Origin of the sequence: Paraburkholderia fungorum, from assembly GCF_900099835.1 — a bacterium.
Lineage (GTDB): Bacteria > Pseudomonadota > Gammaproteobacteria > Burkholderiales > Burkholderiaceae > Paraburkholderia > Paraburkholderia fungorum_A.
Window position 1 is genome coordinate 2022866 of record NZ_FNKP01000001.1, and the last position, 25056, is coordinate 2047921.

At 62.0% G+C, this 25056-nt stretch carries 22 protein-coding genes; 16 read left to right on the forward strand and 6 right to left on the reverse strand.

What is annotated here, in order from left to right:
• Window positions 1–20 precede the first annotated feature (20 nt).
• On the forward strand, window positions 21–980 hold the full coding sequence (locus BLS41_RS08940) for an alpha/beta hydrolase (RefSeq protein ID WP_074766398.1): 960 nt from the start codon (window positions 21–23) through the stop codon (window positions 978–980).
• A 99-nt stretch (window positions 981–1079) separates the two neighbouring features.
• On the opposite strand, the gene BLS41_RS08945 is transcribed toward BLS41_RS08940, so the two are convergent.
• Window positions 1080–1925: an NRDE family protein gene (locus tag BLS41_RS08945; protein WP_074763972.1), complete on the reverse strand. Its 846-nt coding sequence runs from the start codon at window positions 1923–1925 to the stop codon at window positions 1080–1082.
• 127 nt (window positions 1926–2052) lie between these two features.
• Window positions 2053–3126, reverse strand: coding sequence for a CAF17-like 4Fe-4S cluster assembly/insertion protein YgfZ (gene ygfZ / locus BLS41_RS08950; protein ID WP_074763973.1), 1074 nt, complete (start codon window positions 3124–3126; stop codon window positions 2053–2055).
• Between the two features lie 78 nt (window positions 3127–3204).
• Here ygfZ and mltG point away from each other — a divergent pair, with 78 nt between their 5' ends.
• From mltG to BLS41_RS09005, 11 genes are all read left to right on the forward strand, one after another.
• The gene (mltG, locus tag BLS41_RS08955) at window positions 3205–4215 is read left to right on the forward strand and encodes an endolytic transglycosylase MltG (protein WP_074766401.1); all 1011 of its coding nucleotides are present in this window, start codon (window positions 3205–3207) and stop codon (window positions 4213–4215) included.
• On the forward strand, window positions 4215–4835 hold the full coding sequence (gene tmk, locus BLS41_RS08960) for a dTMP kinase (RefSeq protein WP_074763974.1): 621 nt from the start codon (window positions 4215–4217) through the stop codon (window positions 4833–4835). Before mltG ends, tmk begins: the two co-directional genes overlap by 1 nt.
• A gap of 95 nt (window positions 4836–4930) precedes the next feature.
• Window positions 4931–5959, forward strand: a complete 1029-nt coding sequence (locus BLS41_RS08965; RefSeq protein WP_074763975.1) for a DNA polymerase III subunit delta' — start codon at window positions 4931–4933, stop codon at window positions 5957–5959.
• A gap of 122 nt (window positions 5960–6081) precedes the next feature.
• Entirely contained in the window at window positions 6082–6633 is a 552-nt protein-coding gene (locus tag BLS41_RS08970) for a GNAT family N-acetyltransferase (protein WP_074763976.1), read from the forward strand.
• A 34-nt stretch (window positions 6634–6667) separates the two neighbouring features.
• On the forward strand, window positions 6668–7459 hold the full coding sequence (locus BLS41_RS08975) for a TatD family hydrolase (protein ID WP_074763977.1): 792 nt from the start codon (window positions 6668–6670) through the stop codon (window positions 7457–7459).
• Between the two features lie 100 nt (window positions 7460–7559).
• On the forward strand, window positions 7560–8273 hold the full coding sequence (locus tag BLS41_RS08980; protein WP_253189639.1) for an ankyrin repeat domain-containing protein: 714 nt from the start codon (window positions 7560–7562) through the stop codon (window positions 8271–8273).
• 223 nt (window positions 8274–8496) lie between these two features.
• A complete protein-coding gene (locus tag BLS41_RS08985) occupies window positions 8497–8853 on the forward strand; it encodes a Rap1a/Tai family immunity protein (protein WP_074763979.1) in 357 nt (118 codons plus the stop codon).
• Window positions 8854–9239: 386 nt separating this feature from the next.
• Window positions 9240–10466 carry a mechanosensitive ion channel family protein gene (locus BLS41_RS08990; protein WP_074763980.1) on the forward strand — a complete coding sequence of 409 codons (1227 nt, stop codon included), beginning with the start codon at window positions 9240–9242 and terminating at the stop codon, window positions 10464–10466.
• A gap of 418 nt (window positions 10467–10884) precedes the next feature.
• Window positions 10885–12297 carry an alpha,alpha-trehalose-phosphate synthase (UDP-forming) gene (gene otsA / locus BLS41_RS08995; protein WP_074763981.1) on the forward strand — a complete coding sequence of 471 codons (1413 nt, stop codon included), beginning with the start codon at window positions 10885–10887 and terminating at the stop codon, window positions 12295–12297.
• An 85-nt stretch (window positions 12298–12382) separates the two neighbouring features.
• On the forward strand, window positions 12383–13564 hold the full coding sequence (locus BLS41_RS09000; protein ID WP_074763982.1) for an AAA family ATPase: 1182 nt from the start codon (window positions 12383–12385) through the stop codon (window positions 13562–13564).
• Between the two features lie 242 nt (window positions 13565–13806).
• Window positions 13807–14874, forward strand: coding sequence for a glycosyltransferase family 4 protein (locus BLS41_RS09005; protein WP_074763983.1), 1068 nt, complete (start codon window positions 13807–13809; stop codon window positions 14872–14874).
• Window positions 14875–15057: 183 nt separating this feature from the next.
• Here BLS41_RS09005 and BLS41_RS09010 read toward each other — a convergent pair whose 3' ends face one another.
• The 3 genes from BLS41_RS09010 to BLS41_RS09020 all read right to left on the reverse strand — a co-directional run bounded on the left by BLS41_RS09010 (window position 15058) and on the right by BLS41_RS09020 (window position 17095).
• Window positions 15058–15651, reverse strand: coding sequence for a BPSL1445 family SYLF domain-containing lipoprotein (locus tag BLS41_RS09010; protein WP_074763984.1), 594 nt, complete (start codon window positions 15649–15651; stop codon window positions 15058–15060).
• A 406-nt stretch (window positions 15652–16057) separates the two neighbouring features.
• Entirely contained in the window at window positions 16058–16507 is a 450-nt protein-coding gene (locus BLS41_RS09015) for a hypothetical protein (protein ID WP_074763985.1), read from the reverse strand.
• Between the two features lie 282 nt (window positions 16508–16789).
• Window positions 16790–17095, reverse strand: a complete 306-nt coding sequence (locus BLS41_RS09020) for a PsiF family protein (protein ID WP_074763986.1) — start codon at window positions 17093–17095, stop codon at window positions 16790–16792.
• Window positions 17096–17554: 459 nt separating this feature from the next.
• Here BLS41_RS09020 and BLS41_RS09025 point away from each other — a divergent pair, with 459 nt between their 5' ends.
• Both BLS41_RS09025 and BLS41_RS09030 read left to right on the forward strand, forming a co-directional pair.
• Window positions 17555–17857: a YciI-like protein gene (locus BLS41_RS09025; protein ID WP_074763987.1), complete on the forward strand. Its 303-nt coding sequence runs from the start codon at window positions 17555–17557 to the stop codon at window positions 17855–17857.
• A 576-nt stretch (window positions 17858–18433) separates the two neighbouring features.
• The gene (locus BLS41_RS09030; RefSeq protein WP_074763988.1) at window positions 18434–19660 is read left to right on the forward strand and encodes a transposase; all 1227 of its coding nucleotides are present in this window, start codon (window positions 18434–18436) and stop codon (window positions 19658–19660) included.
• A 187-nt stretch (window positions 19661–19847) separates the two neighbouring features.
• Here BLS41_RS09030 and BLS41_RS09035 read toward each other — a convergent pair whose 3' ends face one another.
• Window positions 19848–21410 carry a mannose-1-phosphate guanylyltransferase/mannose-6-phosphate isomerase gene (locus BLS41_RS09035; RefSeq protein WP_074763989.1) on the reverse strand — a complete coding sequence of 521 codons (1563 nt, stop codon included), beginning with the start codon at window positions 21408–21410 and terminating at the stop codon, window positions 19848–19850.
• 655 nt (window positions 21411–22065) lie between these two features.
• Between BLS41_RS09035 and BLS41_RS09040 the strand changes: the two genes are divergently transcribed.
• Entirely contained in the window at window positions 22066–23463 is a 1398-nt protein-coding gene (locus BLS41_RS09040) for an undecaprenyl-phosphate glucose phosphotransferase (RefSeq protein WP_074763990.1), read from the forward strand.
• Window positions 23464–23557: 94 nt separating this feature from the next.
• Window positions 23558–25018, forward strand: a complete 1461-nt coding sequence (locus tag BLS41_RS09045) for a UDP-glucose dehydrogenase family protein (RefSeq protein WP_074763991.1) — start codon at window positions 23558–23560, stop codon at window positions 25016–25018.
• Window positions 25019–25056 lie beyond the last annotated feature (38 nt).

Below are 25056 nucleotides of genomic sequence, written 5' to 3' on the forward strand. Positions count from 1 at the left end.
CATCGAACCCACATGCGCCCATGCCGCTGAATCCGAAGATCGAGCAGGTGCTCGATATGATCGCGCGGGCCAGGCGCCCGCAGTATCACCAGATGTCCGCGCAGCAGGCGCGTGCGTCGTACGAAAAAAGCGCGCCGATTCTGGAAATCGCGAGCGCGCCGATGGTCACGCTCGACGATCTGCACATACCGGTCCGCGACGGCGCGGCGATTCGCGCGCGTTTGTATCAGGCGGTCGAACCGAGTTGGGCCGAACCTGCGCCCGCGCTGGTGTATTTCCATGGTGGCGGCTTCACGGTGGGCAGCGTCGATACCCACGACGCGCTATGCAGGATGTTCGCGCGCGACGGCCAATGCACGGTGTTATCGGTCGATTACCGGCTCGCGCCGGAGCACAAATTTCCCACCGCCGTCGACGATGCTTTCGATGCGCTGATTTGGCTTCACGCGCATGCCGCCGAGTATGGCGTCGACGCGAACCGGTTGGCGATAGGCGGCGACAGCGCGGGTGGGACGCTGGCCACAATTTGCGCCGTGCTGGCCCGTGACGCCGGTATCCGGCTCGCACTGCAATTGCTGATTTATCCGGGTACGACGGGTTATCAAAACACCGTGTCGCACGCGCGGCTCGCCGACGGTTTTCTGCTGACCGCCGACACGATTCAATGGTTCTTCGAGCAATACGTACGCGATAAAAGCGATCGTGACGACTGGCGTTTCGCGCCGCTCGACGGCCAGCGCGGGGCGCCCGATTTCCGCGGCGTCGCGCCGGCGTGGATCGCGACTGCCGAATACGATCCTCTGAGCGACGAAGGGCAGGCGTATGCGGAAAAGCTGCGCGCGGCGGGGAATCGGGTGACGCTGAAGTGCTATGCGGGCATGATCCACGAGTTCTTCAAGATGGGTGGATATGTGCCCGAGGTGGCCGCCGCTCATGCAGATGCGGCTGCGGTGTTGCGCAGGGCGTTCGGTATCGGGTGATGCAAGCGACGCCCGGCGGTGTTGCCCAGATCGACTAGCTCTGCGATGCCCAGTGTGTGCTCCGTGAGCCGCGCGCGTGAGCCCAGACAAAGACTGCCCTCACACCATCTCACGCTCGATATTGAATGCAAAGCTGCGTTCAAAGTCTCCGGGCCGCGCGATCCGGTGCGAGCCGTTATCGTCGCTGCGCTCGGCGACGGCCACGCTGACCACTTCGCCATGCGCGCTCACCCTCAACGCCGTCGTGCCACGCGTGCCGTATTCAGGCGTTTCGATAAACGCCGCCGACAACGCCCGCTCCCGTTCAAGCGGAATACCGGTGGACGGCAGTTCGTCATCGCGGGCAAGACGCGGGTCGCGCATCAGATCGATCAGACGTTCGAGCGTCGGCATGGCGTCGCGTGAGAGCAGGGTGCCGAGTTCGGTGCGCTTTTTGACCAGCTTCGGCCACGCAGTATCGAGTACCGCGTTCGAAATGCCGTGCGTACCCGGCGTCAGCAGAGCAGGCGCTGCGTCGGAGCGGTTGCAGTACCACGCGAGTTCGCGGCGCGTCCAGTCGCCGACCAGAAGATTGAAGCCGTTGTAGATGTCGCCGGTTTGCGCAACCTGTTGCAGATACGCGAGCGGGTTGTCGTGAGCGACGCCGTTCGCATCGCGCGCCGAGCCGCTCAGCCAGTCGCTCACCAGCGTGCCGCGCGTCGGCGCGTCGGCGCGCATTTCGTGCGGCGCCCGGTAGTTGGTCAGCGCGGCAAACCGGCCATCACGCGACATGCCGAGCCACGTGCCGCCGCCCACCAGATCGCGGCCCGCCAGCACGCCCGGCGCGTCCTGCCACCAGCTGATCGGATCGGCTGTGCGTCGAAAGAATTCGTCGCGATTTGCGGCGAGCGTGAAGAGCGGGCCGTCGACCGCGTTGGGTCGCCAGTCGAAAACGATCAGGCACATCGGGGACGATCTCCCGCTTGAAGTGAAGGGTGTGGTGAAGGCGCGTGGGTGTCGACGCGTCGACCCGACCAGCACGGACCAGTAAAAAGCGGCGCCAGATTGCGCCGCTTTTTACCATGCACGGGTATTAAACCTCGGTGGGCAAGCCGTACGGCAGCGTGAGGAACCGGAGCGCCGGACCGTCGGCCGCGCCCAGATGCACCGATCCGCTTTCCAGCGACGCGAGCTTGATCTCGACCAGCAGATCGACCCCGCCGCCTTGCGCAGAGGCCGCGTTGACAATCATTCCGCATGGCTGGCCGGGATCGTCTGAGTGGAACAGTTCCGTGCCCGCGCGGACTGCGTCCAGTTCGCCGGCCACATTCGCAAGCGACGTGCGGCGCTTGATCGTGCCGCGATACTGGCTGCGCGCGACCACTTCCTGACCGGGATAGCAGCCCTTGCGGAAGTTCACCGCGCCGAGCACGTCGAAATTGACCATTTGCGGCACGAACTGCTCGACCACCGGCTGCGTGATACGCGGTTCGCCCGCGCGAATGTCGAGCCAGTCCCACACGGCCGGCGACACGCGCGTGAGCTTTTCATCGAGCGACGCAAGGTGCGCGTCGACCTGCGCCTTCGGGCCGATCCACAGATAACGCAGTCGCTCCAACGCGTCGGGCACGCGGATCAGCGAACCGGTCGTGCTGTCGACCTGCACGTGCACGCCGTCGGGCAACGCGTCGAATACGCCGGACAACGCGCGGCGCACGTCGCCCGCCAGACCCACGACGGCCAGTTCGCCGCTCGCGTCGGTCAGCTTCGCCTTGGCCCGCAGCACGAACATCGAGAGCCGTTTCTGCACTGCCGCCTGCACGTCTTTCGACACCAGCAGGCGGATCGTGTCGCCGCTGCGCCACGTCAGGAACGACGCCAGCAAGCGTCCCTTGGCCGAGCAGTAGCCGGCGAGGCGCGCGGTGGCGGCGTCCAGATGCTGGGTGTCGTTGGTCAACTGGCCGTGCAGGAAGCTCGCCGCGTCGTCGCCGGTTGCGTCGATCACGCCGAATTGCGTGAGCGGCATGTAAGCGCCGCGCTGGAGCACGGCCTCGAATTCTTCAGCCGACGGCCGCGGCAGCACGGGCAAGCCAGTAGCTGCTGGGGTTGACGTCGTAGCTGTGGTACCTGATGCAGTGCCTGGAGCGGTAGCGAGCGGTGTGTTCATGGATTCCGGGAACAGTCAATTCTGACTTTGGCTAAGGCAAACAGCTATTATATGCAGTCAAACCACCTCCCGTTCCGCATGTCCCTGTTCAAGAAATGTTTCGTCGCCGGCTCAATTGTCGTTGTGCTGGCCGCAGCCGCAATTGCAGGCGGATATCACTGGGCCACCAGCCCGCTCGACCTGACCCCCGCGCAACTCGACGTCACCGTCAAACCGCACAGCAGCCTGCGCAGCGTCGCGCAGCAGCTCAATCGGGGCGGCGTGCCCGTCGAGCCGGAGTTGTTCGTCGCCATGACGCGGCTGCTCGGCCTGCAGACCGATCTGAAATCGGGCAACTACGAGTTCAAGAGCGGCGTCACGCCCTACGAAGTGCTGCAGAAAATCGCGCGCGGCGACGTCAACGAATACGTTGCGACGATTATCGAAGGCTGGACCTTCAAGCACATGCGTGCCGAGCTGGACGCCAATCCGGCGCTCAAACACGACACGCTCGGCATGAGCGACGCCGATCTGATGACCGCGATCGGCGCGCCGGAAGCGTCGATCGGCAACGGCGAAGGGCTGTTTTTCCCCGACACGTATCTGTTCGACAAGAACACCAGCGACCTCGACGTCTACCGTCGCGCGTACCGGCTGATGCGGCTGCGGCTCGACGAAGCATGGGTCGCACGCGCGCCGGACCTGCCGTACAAGACGCCGTACGACGCGCTGACCATGGCGTCGATCATCGAAAAGGAAACCGGCAAGAAGTCCGACCGGCCGATGGTGGCGGCGGTGTTCGCGAACCGTCTGCGCACGGGTATGCCGCTGCAGACCGATCCGACGGTGATCTACGGAATGGGTGAGAGCTATGCCGGTCACATCAGAAAGAAAGACCTGCAAACCGACACTCCCTACAATACCTACACCCGCATGGGCCTGCCGCCCACGCCGATTTCGCTGCCCGGTGTCGCGTCGCTGCAGGCGGCGATGAACCCGGCGCAGAGCACCGCGCTGTACTTTGTGTCGCGCGGCGACGGAAGCAGCATCTTTTCTGACACCCTCGGCGATCACAACAAGGCCGTGGACAAATACATTCGAGGGCAATGATGGCGCGCGGCAAATTCATTACGTTTGAGGGCATCGACGGAGCCGGCAAGACGACCCATCTCGGCTGGTTTCGCGAACGGCTCGAACAGAAGGTCGCGAGCACCGGCCGTTCGGTGGTCATGACGCGCGAACCGGGCGGCACGCCGCTCGGCGAACAGATCCGCGAGATCGTGCTGCATCAGAAAATGGACCTCGAAACCGAGGCGCTGCTGATGTTCGCACTGCGCCGCCAGCATCTGGCCGAGGTGATCGAACCGGCGCTCGCGCGCGGCGACTGGGTGCTGTCCGACCGTTTCACCGACGCGACGTTCGCCTATCAGGGCGGCGGGCGCGGCCTGCCGCGCGACAAGCTGGAAGCGCTGGAGCGCTGGGTGCAGGGCGGTTTTCAGCCGGATCTGACGGTGCTGTTCGATCTGCCGCCCGAAGTCGCCAACGAACGGCGCAGTGCGGCGCGCGATCCGGACCGGTTCGAGAGCGAATCGACGGCTTTTTTCGACCGGACTCGCGCCGAATACATGCGCCGCGCAGAAGAGGCGCCTTACCGATTCGCTATCATCGACTCTTCGCAGAGCATCGCCAGAATTCAGAAGCAGCTTGAGGAGTTGGTCGCAGGTCTTTGATTTTAAATAAATATAACTGTGATTTATAACTCTGCCATCAAGCTCGTATAGAACTTTAGATAACGGCATCAACTGATTGATTTCAAAGAGAAACGATGATTTATCCGTGGCAAGCCGATGACTGGAACCGCCTGCAGCAGCTGCGCGGCCACTGGCCGCATGCGTTGCTGCTGCATGGACAGGCGGGCATCGGCAAGCTGCGCTTTGCGCAGCATCTGGCGCAAGGCCTGCTGTGCGAAGCGCAGCAGGCTAACGGCGAGCCGTGCGGGAAATGTGTGGCGTGCAACTGGTTCACGCAGGGCAACCATCCTGATTACCGGATCATCGTGCCCGAGGCGCTGGCCGCCGAAGCGGGCCTGAACGCGACTGCACCGGACGAAAAAGCCGACGCCGACGAGAGCAAGAAAACCCGCACGCCGAGCAAGGAAATCAAGATCGAGCAGATTCGCGGCCTGCTCGATTTTGTCGGCGTGGGTTCGCATCGCGGCGGCGCTCGCGTCGTCGTGTTGTATCCGGCCGAAGGGCTGAATATCGCGGCAGCCAACGCGTTGCTGAAGACGCTCGAAGAGCCGCCTGCGGGTGTCGTGTTCCTGATGGTGTCGGCGCGGATCGACCGTTTGCTGCCCACTATCATCAGCCGCTGTCGCCAGTGGCCGATGACCGTGCCCGCGCCGGATGTGGCGACGAAATGGCTGGCCGCGCAAGGCGTCGCCGACGCGCCCGCGCTGCTCGCCGAGGCCGGTGGCGCGCCGCTCACGGCACTCGCACTTGCCAGTGACGAAAACCGCGCGCTGCGCGACTGGACGCTCAAACAACTGGCCGCCGGTCCCGATTGCGACGCGTTCGCATGCGGTGAAGCGCTGCAAAAGCTGCCCGTGCCGCTGGTGCTGGGCTGGCTGCAACGCTGGATGTACGATTTGCTGGCGCAAAGCACGGCAGGCGCACCGCGCTATTTTCCGCAGGCTGCCGGCGCGTTGACGCGCTGCGCATCGCAGGCCGACGCCGGCGCATTTGCGCGCTTCATCCGCACCGTGACGCGTCAGCGCGCGGTCGAGAACCATCCGCTAAATGCGCGGCTGGTGTTCGAGGAACTGTTTATCGGCTACCGCGAGTTGTTCGCATAAAGCCGTTACACGGAATCCGCCTGGCATCGCGCACACTGGCCGTGGCGCGACAGCCGGCCGGCTTCGCGTCCCGTTAAGTTGTCACTGTCTTTCATCACAATCAAACCAATTCGAACAGCACCATGAGCCTTTCCTACCGCGATGCCACGCTCGACGATCTGCCCACCATCGTCGCTATTTACAACTCGACCGTGCCGTCGCGGCAAGTGACCGCCGACCTCGAACCGGTCAGCGTCGAAAGCCGGCTGGCGTGGTTTCACGCGCATGGTCCGCAGAAGCGTCCGTTGTGGGTAGTGGAAGATTCCGAGCAGCCGGGCCGGGTGATCGCGTGGTTGAGCTTTTCGGATTTCTACGGCCGTCCGGCCTATCTGCGCACCGCCGAAGTCAGCATTTATCTCGACGAAAGCGCGCGCGGCAAAGGCCTCGGCAAGCAATTGCTGGCGGCGTCGCTCGCGGCGGCACCGGCGCTCGGCATCGACACCGTGCTGGGTTTTATTTTTGGTCACAACGACGCGAGCCTGCGGCTGTTCCGCGGCTTCGGTTTTGACACGTGGGGCTCGCTGCCGCGCGTGGCCGTGCTGGACGGCGTGGAGCGCGACCTCGTGATTCTCGGCAAGCGCCTCGATACGAAGCACGCCGACCCCGCCGCGCCTGTGAACCAGGCCACCGCCTGAGCCACCTCCGGCCAATTTTTTGCAGGACATCACCATGTTTGTCGATTCGCACTGTCACATCAACTTCGAAGGACTCGCCGACCGCCTGCCGCAAGTGCTGGAAAACATGCGCAGTCATTCGGTCACGCATGCGCTGTGCGTGTCCGTCGATCTGGAGACGCTGCCGTCCGTGCTGGAGATCGCCAGCCAGCACGAGAACGTGTACGCATCGGTGGGTGTGCATCCCGATCACGAGGACATGCGTGAGCCGAGCCTCGCCGAGCTGATCGAACTGGCTGAACATCCGAAGGTGGTCGCGATCGGCGAGACCGGGCTCGATTACTACCGTCTGGAAGGCCGCTCCATTGCCGATATGGAGTGGCAGCGCGAGCGGTTCCGCACGCATATCCGCGCCGCGCACGCGACGAAAAAGCCGCTGATCATCCACACGCGCTCGTCGTCGGAAGACACGCTGCGAATCATGGCCGAGGAGCGCGCGAGCGAGCCGGGCGGCGTGATGCATTGCTTTACCGAGCCGTGGGACGTCGCCGAACAGGCGCTGGCGCAGAATTTTTACATTTCGCTGTCAGGCATCGTCACGTTCAAGAGCGCGACCGACGTGCAGGACGTCGCGCGCCGCGTGCCGCTCGACCGTCTGCTGATCGAAACCGACTCGCCGTACCTCGCGCCGGTGCCGTATCGCGGCAAGCCTAATGAACCTGCGTACGTAAGTTATGTCGGACGCTTCATCGCTCAACAACGCGAGATGCCGGACGAGGCGCTGGCCGCTGCGACCACGCAGAACTTTTTCCGGCTTTTCAACATCCCTTCGCCGAACGTTGCCTGATAGGTTGGCAACGCAATACCGAGCAATATCAAAAGGATAGGGAAGTTTCCTAAAGCAAAACATGAAAACTATTTCGATGTCGACTGTCAGAGTTAATCCGATGTTTGCAGTAAGCGATGTGGCCACTGCAACGCTGGCTTCAATCAGGCGCCGCATGTCGCGTGGCGTTTTTGCCACCACGTTCGCCTGCGCGGCGTTGGCCTCGCTGGTCGCTTCGCCGGCGCACGCCGCGCCGATCGACTCGCTGATCAAGTCGGTCAAGTTCGACGACGTCGACGGCGTCAACAAGCTGCTCGCCAAGGGCATGGACCCGAATAGCGTCGACAACCAGGGCATTCCGCTGCTGGTCATCGCCGCGCGCGAAAAGTCCGACAAGGTCGGCGCGGCGCTGGTCGCCAATCCGAAGACCAACATCGAGATTGAGGATAAGGCTGGCGAGAACGCGATGATGATGGCCGCGCTGGGCGGCGATCTCGACTTCGTCAATCTGCTGATCGCGAAAGACGCCGAAGTGAACAAGAAGGGCTGGGCGCCGCTGCACTACGCGGCTGCGAACGGTCACGACGACATCGTCAAGGTGCTGCTCGACCATTCGGCCTACGTCGACGCCGGGTCGCCGAACGGCACCACGCCGCTGATGATGGCCGCGCGCGGCGGTCACGTGTCGACGGTGAAGCTGCTGCTCGACCACGGGGCGGACCTGACGGTGAAGAACCAGATCGGCTTGACCGCGCTCGATTTCGCGAAGACCTATAAGGAACCGGACGTCATCGAAGGCCTGACTGCACGGATGCAGCAGATGCAGCAGAAGTGACGTCAAGCGGACGTAAGGTGGCGAGCCGGCCATTCAGTCTGCTGATTGACTGGCAGACGCGCGGCTCACCCCCGGTTCACCACCGATTTGCCTGAAGATACGCGGTTGCCAGCCTGCTGCGACCCCGTAAAACAGTGCAAAATGACGACTTTGGCGCGCCGCACGGCGCGCCCTCTGGATGCGGCGAAAGACCGCCTGATAAACGACCCTGGAAAGGAACACCATGCTGCGGGCTTTGATTTTCGCCAGCGCGCTCGCCGTACCGCTATCGGCAGCCGCGTTTACGGGGGGCGACCTCAACAAGCTATGCACGAAGACGGACATAGCATCGCGTAGCGCATGCGCGGCTTATATCGAAGGCGCCGCCGACGGTATCTTCAACACGATCGACGCGATTGGCGGCACCACCGGTCCGCGTGTCGGCCAGTATTTCTGTCTGCCGCCCGACGCTCGCTCGGCCCAATTGACCGACGCCGTGCGCAAATACATCGCTGAAAATCCGAATGTTTCCGGCTACAACGCCAGCACGGCCATTTCGCTGGGGCTTGGCAAGGCATTTCCTTGCCGGAACGGAAGCTGAATTGTAGTGATCTGAAGGGCGGGTGCAGGCGCCGAAGGCCGCAGCTTTCGTCCTGTCCTGAGTTCGAGCTGAAAGCCGGGATTCCGAATGGGCGCGCGCTTCCAGACAACCCGGCCCTCCGGGGCGCCGGGCGCGAGCCGCCGGGACACCTTTTTCACTGTGCGTGGATGAACACCTAAGATGTCGATAACGGTGTCATCGATTTGCCACGCATTTACTGCCGAACCGCCACGTCAGCACGGCCGAAGCCGTGATGTGCCGATGTCGTGATTTCCCCGATTCGACCTGCGTAGGCACTACTGCCGCCGCACCACACGCAACGCCGCCCCCGCGCTTCACGCGCAGCGGTCCTGTCTACCCGTCAAGCCAGGAGGATCACGCCCGTTATGTTTACTTCCGACGACATCAGCCGCCTCGCCGATTCGCCTCTGCATACGTGGCTCGGCACGTTGATCGTCTCGATCATCTGCGCATCCCTCGCCGTGGCCGTTCACCGCTTCGGCTCGCGCATCGTGATGCGCCTCGCGAAGCCTCATCCGCTGCCCAGCGTCATCCTGCGTTATATCAACAAGCCTTCGCTGTTCGTCCTCGTGATCGTGGTGCTGGAAGGCATCTGGGCTGAAGCGCCCGACACGCTCAATTACATCGTGCCGCTGCGCGACGTCACCGCGATCGCGTTGATTGCCGCGCTCACGTGGCTGTCGGTGCGCTCGGCGGCGGCGATCGGCGAGGCGATCATCCGCGCCCATCCGCTCGATACCGCAGACAACCTGCACGCCCGCCGCATCCATACGCAGGCGCGCGTGCTGGCGCGCTCGGTGATGATCGTCATCGTGATCGTCGGGGTCGGCGGTGCACTGATGACTTTTCCGAACGTGCGGCAGATCGGCGCGAGCCTGCTGGCGTCGGCGGGGGTGGCCGGTCTGGTCGCCGGTATCGCGGCGCGGCCGGTGCTCGGCAATCTGATCGCGGGCTTGCAGATCGCGCTGTCGCAGCCGATCCGGCTCGACGACGTCGTCGTGATTTCAGGCGAGTGGGGGCGCATCGAGGAGATCACCGGGACCTACGTGTCGGTGCGGCTGTGGGACCAGCGTCGGCTGATCGTGCCGTTGCAATGGTTCATCGAAAACCCGTTCGCCAACTGGACCCGCAGCAGCTCGCAGATCATCGGCACGGTGTTTCTGTTCGTCGATTACCGGATGCCGCTCGCGCCGCTGCGCGAAGAACTGGCGCGGATCGTCGAGGGCGCGCCGGAGTGGGATCGTCGCGTGCAGGTGTTGCAGGTGACGGACGGCACCGAGCGCGCGATGCAGTTGCGCGCGCTGGTCAGCTCACTCGATTCGGGGCTGAACTGGGATTTGCGCTGCCGGGTCCGCGAAGGGCTGCTGGACTTCATTCAGCGGAACTATCCGCAGTATCTGCCGAGGGCGCGCGCCGAAGTGTCGGCGGAACTGGATGTGGGTCAGGCCCAGCCGCCGGTCGACTGGGTTCCGCGCAGTGCACAGTCGCCAGCGGGAAGTACCGCCGCGAATACCGAGGCGGATCCGGTGGCGAGCCGGATCGGCCGGCATGGTGTTAGCGACGTCGCGGAGAAGGCGAGGGAAAAGGCTTAGGTTACGCCGGGGCATAATCGTACGAATGTGTCGGCGTGATCGATTTTGTGAGCGGATGTAGTGCTTTAAGCGTTTGGGCGGCCTGCATGCAGATTTCGCAGCGAAGCGCACTGAAACTTGCGCCTGGGGCTGACAGGAATGCGCCCTCATCCGCAATGTGCGCATGACAAAAAAGCCTGCATTTTCATGGGCTAATTGCTCGGCAGACTCCCGGACGGCGAAGCCCGATAAGCCGTCGCATAGAACCGATCCCGCCTTCGCGCGGTCGAAACGTCCACTCACTCACGAATCCGGCGCGGCCTTGCGTGCTTCACCAGGCTTCGGGCGGTCGCGGTATCGCAACGTCATTGCGTCAGCGACACGCACCGGGTCCTGGCGCATCCGGCACGCGTCGTGCGAACCAAGGAGGACATGCAAGATGGGCCGATTGATCGTTGTGTCGAATCGCGTTGCAACACCGACGGAAACCAAAGGATCGGCGGGCGGACTCGCGGTCGGCGTATTCGGTGCGCTGAAAGATGCAGGCGGTGTGTGGTTCGGGTGGAGCGGCGATGTGGTCAGCGAGACCGTCGCCAATGCAGGGCCGACCCTCGAACAGGACGGCGCCGTCACCTTCGCGACCGTGGGCCTCACGCGCAAGGACTACGACCAGTACTACCGTGGCTTTTCGAACGCGACGCTGTGGCCGGTGTTCCACTATCGCAACGACCTCGCGCGCTACGAGCGCGAAGAATACGCGGGCTACCGGCGCGTCAACGCATGGCTCGCGCACAAGCTGATCAAGCTGCTCGAACCCGACGACGTGATCTGGATTCACGACTACCATCTGATCCCGTTTGCCGAAGCGCTGCGCAACGAGGGCATCACGAACCGCATCGGTTTCTTCCTGCACATACCGTTTCCGTCGCCGCAAATCCTGCTCAACATTCCGCCGCACGAGGAACTGGTCAAGTCGCTGTCGTGCTACGACCTGCTGGGCTTCCAGACCGCGACGGACCAGGAAGCTTTCCATGATTACGTCACGCGGCACGCGCGCGGCACGGTGAGCAAAGACGGCATTATCGAAGCGTTCGGGCGCAAGCTGCGCACCGGCGTCTACCGGATCGGCGTGTTCCCCGACGAAATCGCCGAACAGGCCAAACGCTACGAAAGCCGCCAGCACGTACTCGACCTGAAGCAGAGTCTTGAAGGGCGCAAGCTGATCATGAGTGTCGACCGGCTCGATTATTCGAAAGGGCTGGTCGAGCGATTCCGCGCATTCGAGCATTTGCTGGAGCGTTCGCCCGAGTGGCGGGGCAACGTCACGCTGGTGCAGATTGCGCCGCCCACGCGCTCCGATGTCGTCACGTATCAGAAGATCCGCCAGGACCTGGAGTACGAAGCCGGGCGAATCAACGGACGCTATTCAGGCCTCGACTACACGCCGATCCGCTATCTGAACCAGCAATACGACCGCTGGAAACTCATGTCCCTTTTCCGCGAATCGCAGATCGGCTTCGTGACGCCGCTGCACGACGGCATGAATCTGGTCGCGAAGGAATACGTCGCTGCGCAGAATCCCGACGATCCGGGCGTGCTGGTCCTGTCGATTTTTGCGGGCGCGGCGGCTGAACTGACTGGCGCGCTGCTGGTGAATCCGCACGACGCGATCGGCATGTGCGAAGCGTTGCAGCGTGCGTTGCAGATGCCGCTCGACGCGCGTCAGCGGCGTCACGAGATCAATATGGCGGCCTTGCGCAAGAACGACCTCGGGGTGTGGCGCGATACGTTCCTGAGCGATCTGCGCAGCGTGCCGGTGCAGAAGCCGGGCAAGGGCGGCGGGCATAAGTGATGGCGCGGGCCGACGTACCGGTTTTCAAGTCTGCTAAAGCAAAAGTAGGGCGGTTCGCAATCGCCATCAGGCCACGGGGGCATGCATGTTGAGCACGTTAGCCGTCGCGGGATACCGGTCGTTGCGCGAGCTGATCGTGCCGCTTGGCCGGCTGAACGTGATCACCGGCGCGAACGGCAGCGGCAAGTCGAGCGTATACCGCTCGCTTCGTCTGCTGGCGGAAACCGCACGTGGCGGCGTGATTACGTCGCTCGCCCGTGAGGGCGGTTTGCCGTCGACTTTATGGGCCGGTCCCGAGCGGTTTTCGCGCGCCATGCTGGCGGGTGAAGTGCCGGTGCAAGGCACGCGCCGTAACGAGCCGGTCAGCCTCCGGCTCGGTTTTGCCAGCGACGAATTCAGTTACGCAATCGATCTGGGGCTGCCTCCGCCCGAAATGCCCGCGAATCCGATACCGAGCAAATTTCTGCTCGATCCGGTCATCAAGCGCGAATGCATCTGGAGCGGTCCGGTGCTGAGGCCTTCGGCGTTACTGGTCGACCGGCACGGCGTGGCGCTGCGTACGCGTGACGAGAATGGCGAATGGCAGACCATTCCGCAGCCCGTCGCAAGCTTCGACAGCATGATGACGGAGTTCGCCGACCCTCGCAGCGCGCCCGAGATGATCACGGTTCGCGAACAGATCCGCTCGTGGCGTTTCTACGATCATTTCCGCACCGACGCCGACGCACCAGCGCGCTTGCCACAGATAGGCACGCACACGCCCGTGCTATCCAACGACGGCGCCGATCTGGCCGCTGCGTTGCAAACCATCCGCGAAATCGGCGATCCGGCCGCGCTCGACGCTGCCATCGACGACGCCTTTCCCGGCTCACGTCTCGACATCGACACGCATGACGGCCGTTTCGAAGTGGCGATGCAGCAGCACGGCCTGCTGCGGCCGCTCAAGGGCGCGGAATTGTCGGACGGCACGCTGCGTTATCTGCTGCTGGTTGCTGCGCTATTGACGCCGCGTCCGCCCGCGCTGCTGGTGCTGAACGAACCGGAGACGAGCCTGCATCCCGATTTGCTGCCGGCGCTCGCCCGTCTGATCGCACGGGCTTCGGTGCATTCGCAGGTGCTGGTGGTGTCGCATGCCGCGCGTCTGATTGCGGCGCTGGAACGCGAGGAGGCTAGCGAGTCGATCGTGCTGGAGAAGCACTTCGGCGCCACCCGCATCGCCGATGCCGACGAGCGCGATCTTCCCGCCTGGAAATGGCCGTCGCGTTAGTCGGCGACGACGGCGCGGATCCACGAGGGAATGTAAGCTGAATGTAACAGCGCGCAGGAAGTGCAAGACTCGGCGCCTTCGTTGCCCGGGACGCGAATAATGGTCGGAAGCCGTCCGCGCAATGACGCAGCTTGGCGCCTGCGCGGACGATCGCATTGATTGGATGTAACGGCGCTGTCATACTCGGCGTCGCTGATGTGCACCGCCACAAGGCGCAAGCCATCAGTCCACGGAGACAGACTATGAAGATTGCGCAGATCGCCCCCTTGACCGAATCGGTGCCACCCAAGCTGTACGGCGGCACCGAGCGTGTCGTGTCGTACATCACCGAGGCGCTGGTCGAGCTTGGCCATGACGTGACGCTGTTCGCCAGCGGCGACTCCGTCACCAGCGCGAAACTCGAGGCCGTCTGGCCGCGTGCGCTGCGCCTCGACCCGGGCATTCGCGACCGCGTCGCGCCGCACATGTTGCTGATGGAACTCGTGCGACGCCAGGCCGAAGACTTCGACGTGCTGCACTTCCACCTCGACTATTACTCGTTCTCGGTGTTCAAGCGTCAGGACACGCCGTTCGTCACGACCATGCACGGTCGTCTCGATCTGCCCGAGCAGCAGCCCGTGTTCGACACCTTCAATACCGCACCGGTCATCTCGATCTCGAACGCGCAGCGTCACCCGTTGCCGCAGGCGCGCTGGCTGACCACCGTCTATCACGGCCTGCCGGAGCAGCTTTACACGCCGCAGCCCGTCGAACAGAAGTACCTCGCGTTCCTTGGGCGTATCTCGCCGGAAAAGCGGGTCGACACGGCCATTCGCATTGCCGGCCGTTGCGGCATGCAGATCCGTATCGCGGCAAAAGTGGACGCGGCCGACCGCGAATATTTCGAACGCGAGATCAAGCCGTTGCTGGACTTGCCGCACGTGGAATTCATCGGCGAGATCGCGGATAACCAGAAGGCCGAATTCCTGTCTGGTGCGCATGCGCTGCTGTTCCCGATCGACTGGCCGGAGCCGTTTGGTCTCGTGATGATCGAAGCGATGGCGTGCGGCACGCCGGTGGTCGCGTTCAATCGCGGCTCGGTGCCCGAAGTGCTGGAAGACGGCGTGACGGGGTTTATCGTCGAAGATGAAATCGGTGCGGTGGCGGCGGTCAACCGTCTGCACAAGATGCCGCGCGCGGGCGTGCGGCAGCGCTTCGAAGAACGCTTCACGTCGCACCGGATGGCCCAGCAGTATGTCGACGCGTATCAGTCGGTGATTCGGGCGCAGAAGCGCTCACGCTTCAAGGTGATCGATACGTCGGGTAGTTGAGCGCACCGGGCGGGCCAATCGGTCCGCACAAAAAAAGACGGCGATGTGCGTGGCACATCGCCGTTTTCATGTCTGCCAGAGATTCAACGCCTGTGTTGACGCTGAACGCCTGCATCGGGGCAAAGCCTCGCCCCGATGACGCAAGCCGGCCGACCCGCTGCTAAACCCAGCCCGAGCTCACGCCTAGATCTTCAGACGCGACACCTTCGTGCCTTGCAGCGACAGGTCGCCCATAAGGCCGGCATTGGTCAGCACGAATACCTCGACCGGCGCGGTTGCCGTGTTCGAGTCGATCGCACCGTTTGCGCCGACCGTGACCAACGCAACCGACGCGTCGCCGCCGACCGACCAGCCATCCGTGTTGCGGAATTTGTCCAGCGCGTCCTGCGTCATGAACAGGAAGATGAGCGCTTTCGACTGCGCACCGGCCTGCAGGCCGAACGAGCCGGAAATCGTACTGTAGTAGCCGACCGTGCTGCCGCCGACGCGCAATGCACCTTCGCCATACTGGCCGCCGACAATGAAGCCGGCTTGCAGAACCGACGGGAACACGAGCACGCCGCGCGCCTTGGAAACCAGTTCACGCGAACCCTTGACGGTGGTGAAAAGCCGCGACATGGTGCCGTCGACGCTGGCATCGATCGACTGACGTTTGGATTCGTTGGTGGAGGCGGTGCCTTTGTTGCTGTCAGTGCCGGTGGTGGTACAACCCGCGAGTGCAAGGCCGCCGAAAGCGAGCGCAGCGGTGGTCTTCAGCATGAAGTTTCGTCTTTGCATCGTTTTTCTCCGTATGGTTCCGGGGCGCAACCCCAGTGGAAGTGCTAGGTCGCGTTTAAGTTATATCACACGCAAGCATAAATGGCGCATTCCGCAGACAGCCGAAAAGCCTTACGCGGCGGGGCTTTGCGGCAAATCGTAAGGCACGCCGAAGTAATTTTGACCGGCTTCGCAGAGTGCGGCGGCGCGCTTCGTACGATGTGTTTGAACAGGTTTTCCATGACGCGCGCCTGGTTGATGACTTTTGCCCACGCCCCGCTGCGAGGCCTGATGAAGGGCTTATGAGCCGGCCTTTTTTACCGATTCTGGATAACAGACTAATCGGCGAAATCGAATTGAAAGTGTTGCGGGGACGCCGCAGTCGCGCCTGCAAGCACGGGTGGCGCAAGGATTCGTTCCGCCGACGCTATCCATGATTGGCCGGGCTCTTCACCGGCGGCGGCCTGCGCAGCGCCCGCCGCACCATGCCGATCAGCACGCCGATCAGGAACAGCACGACCGCCGGCACGACCCAGTAGCCAACGAACGCGTGCCACAGATAAGACATCAGCGTCGAACGCCGAACGCTGTACTCATGGATCGCATCCTTCTGATGCGGCAGATTGGCGGCCAGCACGTCGGCGGGGCAGCCGGCGGCCTGCGCCTCCTCAGGCTTGCCGCGACAGCGCGCGGGAGCACCGGCGGCGCGTTGTGCGTCGGTGAAACTCCAGGTGGACAGCTCGCGGTCGAGGTCGACGGCGTTATAAGCCATTTCCTCGCGGATTTCGTTGACCGCCACGATCGCCACGGGCACGGCCCAGAACACGATGACGACCAGCCACCGCCTCAACCAGCGGTTTTTATGTTTCGATACCATCCTTGCCTCCAATCGATGCTCAGCGGCATCAACGACAAGATGGCGGCCCGTCTAATGTGATTGATTTATATCTGGGGGTGGGCCGTCTCCGCAGCCATCATAGAAGAAAACGGCAGGTTCAGGCGGGCGGACTGTAGCGGGAGGGGCAGACGGACAAAGGCCGCGCCAGACAGCAGCGCGGCCCGATCGGGACGATGCGTGTTTCAGTAATCAGATGAGCGCGAAGAGGGATGTTTGACTTCCGCGCCCGTCATGCATCGCTCATACGGCAATCACACGCAATCAGTTGGCCGGTGCGGACGACAGGCAGCTCTTCATGAATGCCTTGCGGTCGTCGCCTTTCTTGCCGGTGGCTTGCGTGTTGCACGCTTTCATCTTGTCCTGCTGGCTCATCGGTGCAGCGGCCGGTTTGGACGAGAGACACGTTTTCATGAACGCCTTGCGGTCGTCGCCTTTCTTGTCGGCGGCCTGCTTGTTACAGTCGGCCATTTTCGTTTGCTGGCTGTTCTGTGCGAATGCAGGTGTGAACATCGGGGACGCGAGAACAGCGCCGAGCGCCAGCGTAGCAATAGCGGATTGGATTTTCATGTGACACTCCATCGGTGGTGAAAACGTTTTTGGTCGTTCATGCGCGTGGGCGTCAACGGCATCCAGGTACCCCCGGCGCATCCATTATGGCAAATGCTGTCTGCCAGAACGGACAAAAGCGCATTCCGGTTGACAGCCGATTCCGCTCGTTTTCCCTGACTACAAGGGACATCACAGAGGGGTTCACACAGCCTTTCCGTTTGAAACAGGCGAATGGAAATCGTAATAAATTATCGTATGCATTCCAGATCAATTGAAATGGCAATTTCAAACGATTTATTCCATGCTTTATTCAAAGCGGATGAAAAAAATTGAAAATGCTTTTCGCATTGCTGCACATGCACCTGAATAGTAAATCGGAAAAAAATCCCACGGCCGATCCTGCGGGTAATTCTGGCCTCGCAGCCTGCAATGGATCGTCTTTTACCTGTAACCGAAGAAGGCCATAGGAGGTTCTTCATGCACTACCTGTTGATGTATGAGCTTGTCTCCGACTACCTCGACCGTCGCGGCGAGTACCGCGATGAGCACCTGAGACTCGCATGGACAGCGTCCGAACGCGGCGAACTTTTGCTGGGCGGCGCGCTAGCCGATCCTGTCGACGGTGCCGTGCTGCTCTTTAAAGGCGATTCACCCGCAGCCGCCGAAGCCTTTGCCAGAGCCGATCCGTACGTGCGATCGGGACTCGTCGGAAGCTGGCGGGTGCGTGAATGGACGACCGTCGCCGGTGAGGGCGCTACCAAACCTGTGCGTCCCGCATAGCGCGGATAGAGGCATCCACGTATCGATGGGAGGCGGGTGGGAGCACGTGTACCAACACCGAACGCGCGCTTCCCGTCGCGCAATTTCCCTCAGGCATGTTTGCTGCTGAATGCCCGTCAGACTGTGCTACGCCCAGCATCTTCGGCCGGAAACAATACTTCGAAATAGCATCCCGGCCATGCTATAGATTCCTAAATCAATTCAGTGATGCTGCATACCGTTGTGCCGTGCAATAACGTATTCCGTTGCCCGATAACACAGTGCTTTTGTTACCGCAATGCGTGAAGCGACGCAGCGAAAAGGACAAGATTGTTTCTATCCGTAACACTTGTCTCAACCGTATTCACGCAAACCCTGGTGGTGGTATGCTTCGTGCACAAATTCTCCCATGCACGAGTGAGACCACGTTTTGTGCTTCGGAATAGGGACAAACCGCACTAACTCAGGGCGGTATTGACCAGCCAACAGAACGTACAAAACATATTTGTGCAACCGCGGGCTGCACACGAATCGTGAAAGCTGAATTCGTGGCAAGTCCAAAGCCGCGGCCAGGCCAGGCTGCGTGGAGAAAACCCAATGTTTTTCGATGAGCTAAGCAATGACGAATGGGCGCTGCTGGCAGTGCTTGTCTCTGACGAGCCGGCCGTCCGTCTGAACCGACGCGGCCGGCCCCGCGCCGAACCGCGCATCGTCGCGAATGCCGTCCTGTGGATTCTGACAACCGGCGAACCCTGGTCGAAACTGCCAGGCCGCTATCCGTCCGGGCCAACGTGCCGGCGGCGGTTCGAAGAGTGGCAACTGAACGGCACTCTCCTCGAGATGGTTCGGCTGTTGTCGCAAACCGGGCGCACGTTCGCGTACATTCCGCCACCGGCACCGCCGGTTGCGGCCAAACCCGTGGCTCCGGTCACGGAAACGCCCAGCATGCGTGACGAAGGTCTGCGTGGTGTGTCGTGGAAAAGCCCTGAATCGTGGCAGGCGCCTCGTGTGTCGAACACGCTGGGCAACTGGCGCTCGGCCGATCCGATTGCCGATATCACGCGTCAATTGTCCGGTCTCTCGAACGAGGCGCCGGTGGCGCGCGCGCGTCCAATGCCTGCAACGCCGGCAGCGGTCGTTGCGCGCTCAGCGGCGCGCGTCGATCTGCCGGTCAGAACGGGAGAGGCGGGCGCGGTGGGCTCGGCAATGGCGCAACTCGATTTCGCTATTGCGTCGGCACGCCGTACGCCGAATGCGCCCAACGACGACCTTCGCAGTCCACTGTCGATGAGTCTCGCGCCGCGCGGCACGCAGGTGGCCGGCAGCAACGGCTATCTGATCTGTACCGTCGCCGAGCAGGTGCCTGGCGCGATGTATCGCGCGTCGGCGGAAATCGTGAAGGACGGCAAGCGTGTCGAACGCTCCGGCCTGATCGGCCCGCGCTTTGCCGAGGCGGCCGAAGCCGAGCAGTACGCGCTCGACTGGGCGCAGCAGTGGATCGACCGGAAATGCGTCGCGCAGGGAGCGGCAGAGCCTGCTTTGGCGGCGTCGAATCAATCCGCCGAAACGCATGCCGAAACTCATCCGCGCGTGGCTCGTCCATTGCCCGCGCTGCGTCACGTGCCGGAACCCGTCACTGTGAATCACGGCGCGCCGCTGCACGGTCCGATCAATGCGTTTCGCGGACCACTGCGTCGTTATCCGGGCGAACCGGTTGCCGCAACTGTCACGGCGTCGTCCGTTGCGGTGAACGCGGTGACCGACAGCACGGCATCGGATCGTTTTTCGTCGGCCTATATAGAACTCGTCTCCCACGTGGGATGAGCATGTAGTACCCCGCGGCCGGTAGGAGCAACCGCCGCAGGTTCCCGCTTCATTCGTTGTGATCTACCGCTGTTGCCCTGAATGTCGTCCGCGCTGTTGCACGTGCCCGCTGCTGTTGCCGGTGCCTGAGCCTGCCTGACTTGATGAGTCGTCGACGACACCCCGCCGACGACTCCCAATGGCCTGGTTACTGGCGACCGTACGTGTCGTCGAAACGCACGATATCGTCTTCGCCGAGATACGAGCCGGACTGCACCTCGATCATTTCGAGCGGCATCTTGCCCGGATTTTCGAGGCGGTGGGTGACACCCAGCGGAATATAAGCCGACTCGTTTTCGGAGACGATAAAGCGCTCTTCACCTCGCGTGACGAGCGCTGTGCCGCGCACGACGATCCAGTGTTCCGCCCGGTGATGATGCATTTGCAGCGACAGGCGCGCGCCCGGCTTCACCACAATGCGCTTGACCTGGAAACGCTCGCCGGTATCGACGGAATCGTAATTGCCCCACGGACGATGCACCTTGCGATGGTTGGCCGCTTCGGCGCTGCCATCTTCGCGAAGGCGTCCGACAATCTTCTTGACGTCCTGCACGCGCGATTTGTCGGCAACCAGAATCGCGTCCGGCGTTTCGACGATGACGAGATCCTGCGTGCCCACGCAGGCAATCAGGCGTCCTTCCGAGTGGGCGAAGGTCGATGCCGCGCCTTCGAACATCACGCGGCCGCGCGCCACATTCTGATCCGCGTCTTTCTCGGAGATGTCCCAGATCGCGTCCCACGAACCCACGTCGGACCAGCCGGCTTTCAGCGGCACGACCACGCCCGATGCCGCGCTTTGATCGCCGCCGAGTTTTTCCATCACCGCATAGTCGATCGAATTCGACGGCGATGCGCTGAACGCGTCACGCTGCAGGCGGAAGAAGTCGCCGTCCGATTTACCGCCCGCGAAAGCTGCTTCGCAGGCTTCGAAAATGGCGGGCTGGAAGTGACGAATCGCCTTCAACCACGTCGACGCACGCATGATGAAAATGCCGCTGTTCCACCAGTATTCCTGCGATTCGATGTAGCGCTGCGCCAGTTCGAGATGCGGCTTCTCGACAAAGCGGTCGAGTTGGCGAGCAACAATCGACGCAGATGATTCGCCATCCGAATCAACGGCCGCGTTACCGCCTTCAGTTGTGCCAAGCGCCGCGCCGATGCGAATGTAGCCATAGCCGGTTTCCGCGCGGGTCGGCACGATACCCATCGTGACGATATGACCGGCTGCCGCGTGCCTGACGCCTGCAGCAACGGCGGCCTGAAATCCCTTGCCGTCGGTGACCGCGTGATCGGCGGGCATCACGACCATGATGCCGTCCTCGTCCTGCGCGGCGATCGACAACGCGGCCACCGTCAGCGCCGGAGCCGTATCGCGGCCGGCCGGCTCGAGAATCAGACGCGTCGGCTTGCCGCTCGTGCGCAATTGCTCGGCGGTAGTGAAGCGCTGTTCTTCATTCGCGACCACGACGAGTTGTCCACTTAGCGGATAACCCGCTTCGAGTCCATCGAGTCGGCGCGTGGTGGATTGCAGCAGCGAATCGTCGCCGAGCAGTCCGATCAACTGCTTCGGATGCTGCTCACGCGACATCGGCCACAACCGCGTGCCGGAACCGCCCGCAAGAATCACGGGATGAACCTTGAGCTTGACGTTCAGGGGCGTAGCTTGGGTGGACCGGGTGTCGGCAGACTTGGCCGTGACCGGAGCTGTCATGATGAACTCCTCGAGGCTGGGTGAATGCGTCGAGATTTAACACGACTTCTTCAATCAATAAAAGCGCGTTAAATGAAAACTATATAAAACGAATAATAAAATTCACCCGTCGATGAAGGAAAAATGTCCGGTTAATTTATAAAAAAGAAAAATTACCCGAAAAAATTCGGAAGAGATTTTTTTACATCATTTTCTGCGTCAGAATAACGCCACAGGGTGTTGCGTAAGTTTCGTAGGGAAGCTGGCAGTCTTGCCCGCAGATGCTTACAGGACGGCCTGAAAATGCATACGAGAGCGACAAAAGCGGTAACAATTGCCGTACAAAACTCGGAAAAAATGCCGAAATATTGACCGATACAATTTGAGATATTTTGCGGTCTTGCAGCGCGAATTTTAATATCGCTTTATCTATACCTGTACAAGGGTATTCACTCATTCCGACACATCTTTTCTGATCCGGGCATTCCGCTAATTCGGCGGCCGATTCCGGATCGGGAAATGGAAGGGCAATCGCACCGGTTCAATCAGTTTCGCGTGGCGTATTGATTTACGCGACGCGGATACCGGCGTTGCGCGCCCATCCGGCGGACTGACGTGCAACGTAATTTCAACCTGGCAACGGACGACACTTGACTGACGAACTGAGGGGCCGCGCATGCTGAGCGTTCTATCGAGAATCATCGACATCGCCATGGTCGCGCTTGGCGCCGCCATCGCGGCGGCCGTGCACAGCGGGAAAGTGGTGTGGCTGGACGACATGCAAAGCGTGTCGCTCGCGTTCGGCTGCCTGCTGATGGTGGTTTTTTTCCCGGCGCTGGGCATCTATCAATCGTGGCGCGGCAAGCCGCTCTACGACCTGCTGTCGCGCGTCACGGGCGGCTGGCTGATGGTGGAGATCACGGGTGTGCTGATCAGCTTCAGCCTGCACCGCTCGGACGGTCTGTCGCGTCTATGGCTCGTGTACTGGGCGCTCGCCACGGTGGTGCTGCTGATCATCACCAAGGTCATCGTCTATTCGATTCTGCGCGGGCTGCGGCGCGAAGGCTTCAACCAGCGCGCGGTGGCGATCGTCGGTGGCGCGCCGTATGGACGCTTTCTGATCGAGCAGATGCGCAGCCGCCCGGAAGCAGGGTTTAGTCCGGTTGTCGTGTTCGACGAGGACGGCACCATCAATCCGTACGAAGACCCGGATGCGGCCAACGCAATCGACGGCGTACCCGTCGAGCGCGACTATCAACGGATGATTCAACTCGTGCGTCAGCGTTCGATCCGCGAATTGTGGCTGGCGCTGCCGATTTCGAAAGAGAAGGCGATCCATCGCTTCGTGATGGATCTGCGCAACGACTTCGTGAATATCCGTTTCATACCGGACGTGCGCAGCCTCACGCTGTTCAATCAGCCGATGGTCGAATTGCTCGGCGTACCCGCGATCAACCTCGCCGCGTCGCCGATCACCGATCTGCGCGTGCTGCCCAAGCGTGTATTCGACCGGCTGTTCGCGCTTGCTGCGTTGACCGCGCTGTCGCCGCTGATGATCGTGATCGCCGTGATGGTGAAAGTCAGCTCGCCTGGGCCGGTGTTTTTCCGGCAGAAACGCAAGGGCATCGACGGCAATCAGTTCGAGATCTACAAATTCCGCTCGATGAAGATGCACAAGGAAGAGGCCGGCAAGATCACTCAGGCCACGCGCCGCGACCCGCGCATCACGGCGGTCGGCGCGTTCCTGCGGCGCACGAGCCTCGACGAATTGCCGCAATTCATCAACGTGCTGCGCGGCGAGATGTCGGTGGTCGGCCCGCGTCCGCATGCGCTCGAACACGACGACATCTACAAGGATCTGGTGAAGGGCTACATGCACCGCTACCGGATCAAACCAGGCATCACCGGCTGGGCGCAGATCAACGGCTATCGCGGCGAAACCGACCGCATCGAAAAGATGATGGGGCGCGTCAAGCTCGATCTGTACTACATGCAGCACTGGACCTTCTGGCTCGACATCAAGATCGTCGTGCTGACGCTGTGGAAGGGCTTCGCGGGCAGCAACGCGTATTGAGTCCGGGCCGTGCAGAACGCTTTACGCATGACTGCATGGGCCGTACTCCTGAATCAACTTCACCGAATCAACCCTTTTTTCCGAGGTGCAACACATGAACCTGACGATCATCGGTAGCGGCTACGTAGGCCTCGTGACGGGCGCATGTCTGGCCGACATCGGCCACGATGTGTTCTGTCTCGACGTCGATCAGCGCAAGATCGACGTGCTCAACGGCGGCGGCGTGCCGATCCATGAACCGGGTCTGCAGGAGATCATCGCGCGCAATCGCAAAGCGGGCCGCCTGAAGTTCTCGACCGATATCGAAGCGGCGGTCGCGCATGGCGATATCCAGTTCATCGCGGTCGGTACGCCGTCCGACGAAGACGGTTCCGCCGATCTGCAATACGTGCTTGCCGCCGCGCGCAATATCGGCCGGCATATGACGGGCTTCAAGGTGATCGTCGACAAATCGACGGTACCGGTCGGCACCGCTTCGCGCGTGCGCGACGTGGTGGCCGCAGAACTCGCATCACGCAAGGTCGATCACATGTTCTCGGTGGTGTCGAATCCCGAGTTCCTGAAAGAAGGCGCGGCGGTCGAAGACTTCACGCGGCCCGATCGCATTGTGCTCGGTTGCGATGAAGATGTTCCTGGCGAGAAGGCGCGCGAACTGATCAAGCGCCTCTATGCGCCGTTCAACCGCAATCGCGAACGCACGCTGTACATGGATGTGCGCTCGGCGGAATTCACCAAATACGCGGCCAATGCGATGCTCGCCACGCGTATCTCGTACATGAACGAACTGGCGAATCTGGCCGATCGCGTCGGTGCGGATATCGAAGCAGTGCGTCGCGGTATCGGCTCCGATCCGCGCATTGGTTACGACTTTCTGTATGCCGGTTGCGGTTATGGCGGCTCGTGTTTTCCGAAGGACGTGCAGGCATTGATCCGCACGGCGGCCGACCAGGGCTCGAATCTGCGCATTCTCGAAGCGGTCGAAGCCGTCAACGACTCGCAGAAAAAGATTCTCGCGAACAAGATCGTCGCGCGTCTGGGCGAAGACCTGTCGGATCGCACGTTCGGCGTGTGGGGCCTCGCGTTCAAGCCGAATACCGACGACATGCGCGAAGCACCGTGCCGTCCGCTGATCGCGGAACTGCTGCGGCGCGGCGCGACGGTGAAGGCGTACGACCCGGTTGCGATCGACGAAGCGAAGCGCGTGTTCGCGCTCGATCTGAAGGACGTGCCGCAACAGCACGCGCGCCTGCAGTTCGTGAACGACGAGATGGAAGCTGCCGACGGCGCCGATGCGCTGGTGATCCTCACCGAGTGGAAAGTCTTCAAGAGCCCGGACTTCGATTCGCTGAAGCAGATCCTGAAGACGCCGCTGATTTTCGACGGCCGCAACCTGTACGAACCGGATGCGCTGCTCGAACTGGGTATCGAGTATCACGCGATCGGCCGTCAGCACGCACTGCGCAACGCGCCGGCGCGAGTCGGCGCGAACGGCTTGCCGCTCGCGCACGCGGGTGTCGATGTCGATGCGCTGAAAGCCTCGGCGTTCAGCAACTGATCTCGTCGAGTCACATCGAGTGTTACCGGGTCGCCGCG

Bases quoted from the DNA above. Each gene is read 5' to 3' on its own strand.
- BLS41_RS08940 (WP_074766398.1), top strand. From the start codon at position 21: ATGCCGCTGAATCCGAAGATCGAGCAGGTGCTCGATATGATCGCGCGG.
- BLS41_RS08945 (WP_074763972.1), bottom strand. From the start codon at position 1,925: ATGTGCCTGATCGTTTTCGACTGGCGACCCAACGCGGTCGACGGCCCG.
- ygfZ (WP_074763973.1), bottom strand. From the start codon at position 3,126: ATGAACACACCGCTCGCTACCGCTCCAGGCACTGCATCAGGTACCACA.
- mltG (WP_074766401.1), top strand. From the start codon at position 3,205: ATGTCCCTGTTCAAGAAATGTTTCGTCGCCGGCTCAATTGTCGTTGTG.
- tmk (WP_074763974.1), top strand. From the start codon at position 4,215: ATGGCGCGCGGCAAATTCATTACGTTTGAGGGCATCGACGGAGCCGGC.
- BLS41_RS08965 (WP_074763975.1), top strand. From the start codon at position 4,931: ATGATTTATCCGTGGCAAGCCGATGACTGGAACCGCCTGCAGCAGCTG.
- BLS41_RS08970 (WP_074763976.1), top strand. From the start codon at position 6,082: ATGAGCCTTTCCTACCGCGATGCCACGCTCGACGATCTGCCCACCATC.
- BLS41_RS08975 (WP_074763977.1), top strand. From the start codon at position 6,668: ATGTTTGTCGATTCGCACTGTCACATCAACTTCGAAGGACTCGCCGAC.
- BLS41_RS08980 (WP_253189639.1), top strand. From the start codon at position 7,560: ATGTTTGCAGTAAGCGATGTGGCCACTGCAACGCTGGCTTCAATCAGG.
- BLS41_RS08985 (WP_074763979.1), top strand. From the start codon at position 8,497: ATGCTGCGGGCTTTGATTTTCGCCAGCGCGCTCGCCGTACCGCTATCG.
- BLS41_RS08990 (WP_074763980.1), top strand. From the start codon at position 9,240: ATGTTTACTTCCGACGACATCAGCCGCCTCGCCGATTCGCCTCTGCAT.
- otsA (WP_074763981.1), top strand. From the start codon at position 10,885: ATGGGCCGATTGATCGTTGTGTCGAATCGCGTTGCAACACCGACGGAA.
- BLS41_RS09000 (WP_074763982.1), top strand. From the start codon at position 12,383: ATGTTGAGCACGTTAGCCGTCGCGGGATACCGGTCGTTGCGCGAGCTG.
- BLS41_RS09005 (WP_074763983.1), top strand. From the start codon at position 13,807: ATGAAGATTGCGCAGATCGCCCCCTTGACCGAATCGGTGCCACCCAAG.
- BLS41_RS09010 (WP_074763984.1), bottom strand. From the start codon at position 15,651: ATGCAAAGACGAAACTTCATGCTGAAGACCACCGCTGCGCTCGCTTTC.
- BLS41_RS09015 (WP_074763985.1), bottom strand. From the start codon at position 16,507: ATGGTATCGAAACATAAAAACCGCTGGTTGAGGCGGTGGCTGGTCGTC.
- BLS41_RS09020 (WP_074763986.1), bottom strand. From the start codon at position 17,095: ATGAAAATCCAATCCGCTATTGCTACGCTGGCGCTCGGCGCTGTTCTC.
- BLS41_RS09025 (WP_074763987.1), top strand. From the start codon at position 17,555: ATGCACTACCTGTTGATGTATGAGCTTGTCTCCGACTACCTCGACCGT.
- BLS41_RS09030 (WP_074763988.1), top strand. From the start codon at position 18,434: ATGTTTTTCGATGAGCTAAGCAATGACGAATGGGCGCTGCTGGCAGTG.
- BLS41_RS09035 (WP_074763989.1), bottom strand. From the start codon at position 21,410: ATGACAGCTCCGGTCACGGCCAAGTCTGCCGACACCCGGTCCACCCAA.
- BLS41_RS09040 (WP_074763990.1), top strand. From the start codon at position 22,066: ATGCTGAGCGTTCTATCGAGAATCATCGACATCGCCATGGTCGCGCTT.
- BLS41_RS09045 (WP_074763991.1), top strand. From the start codon at position 23,558: ATGAACCTGACGATCATCGGTAGCGGCTACGTAGGCCTCGTGACGGGC.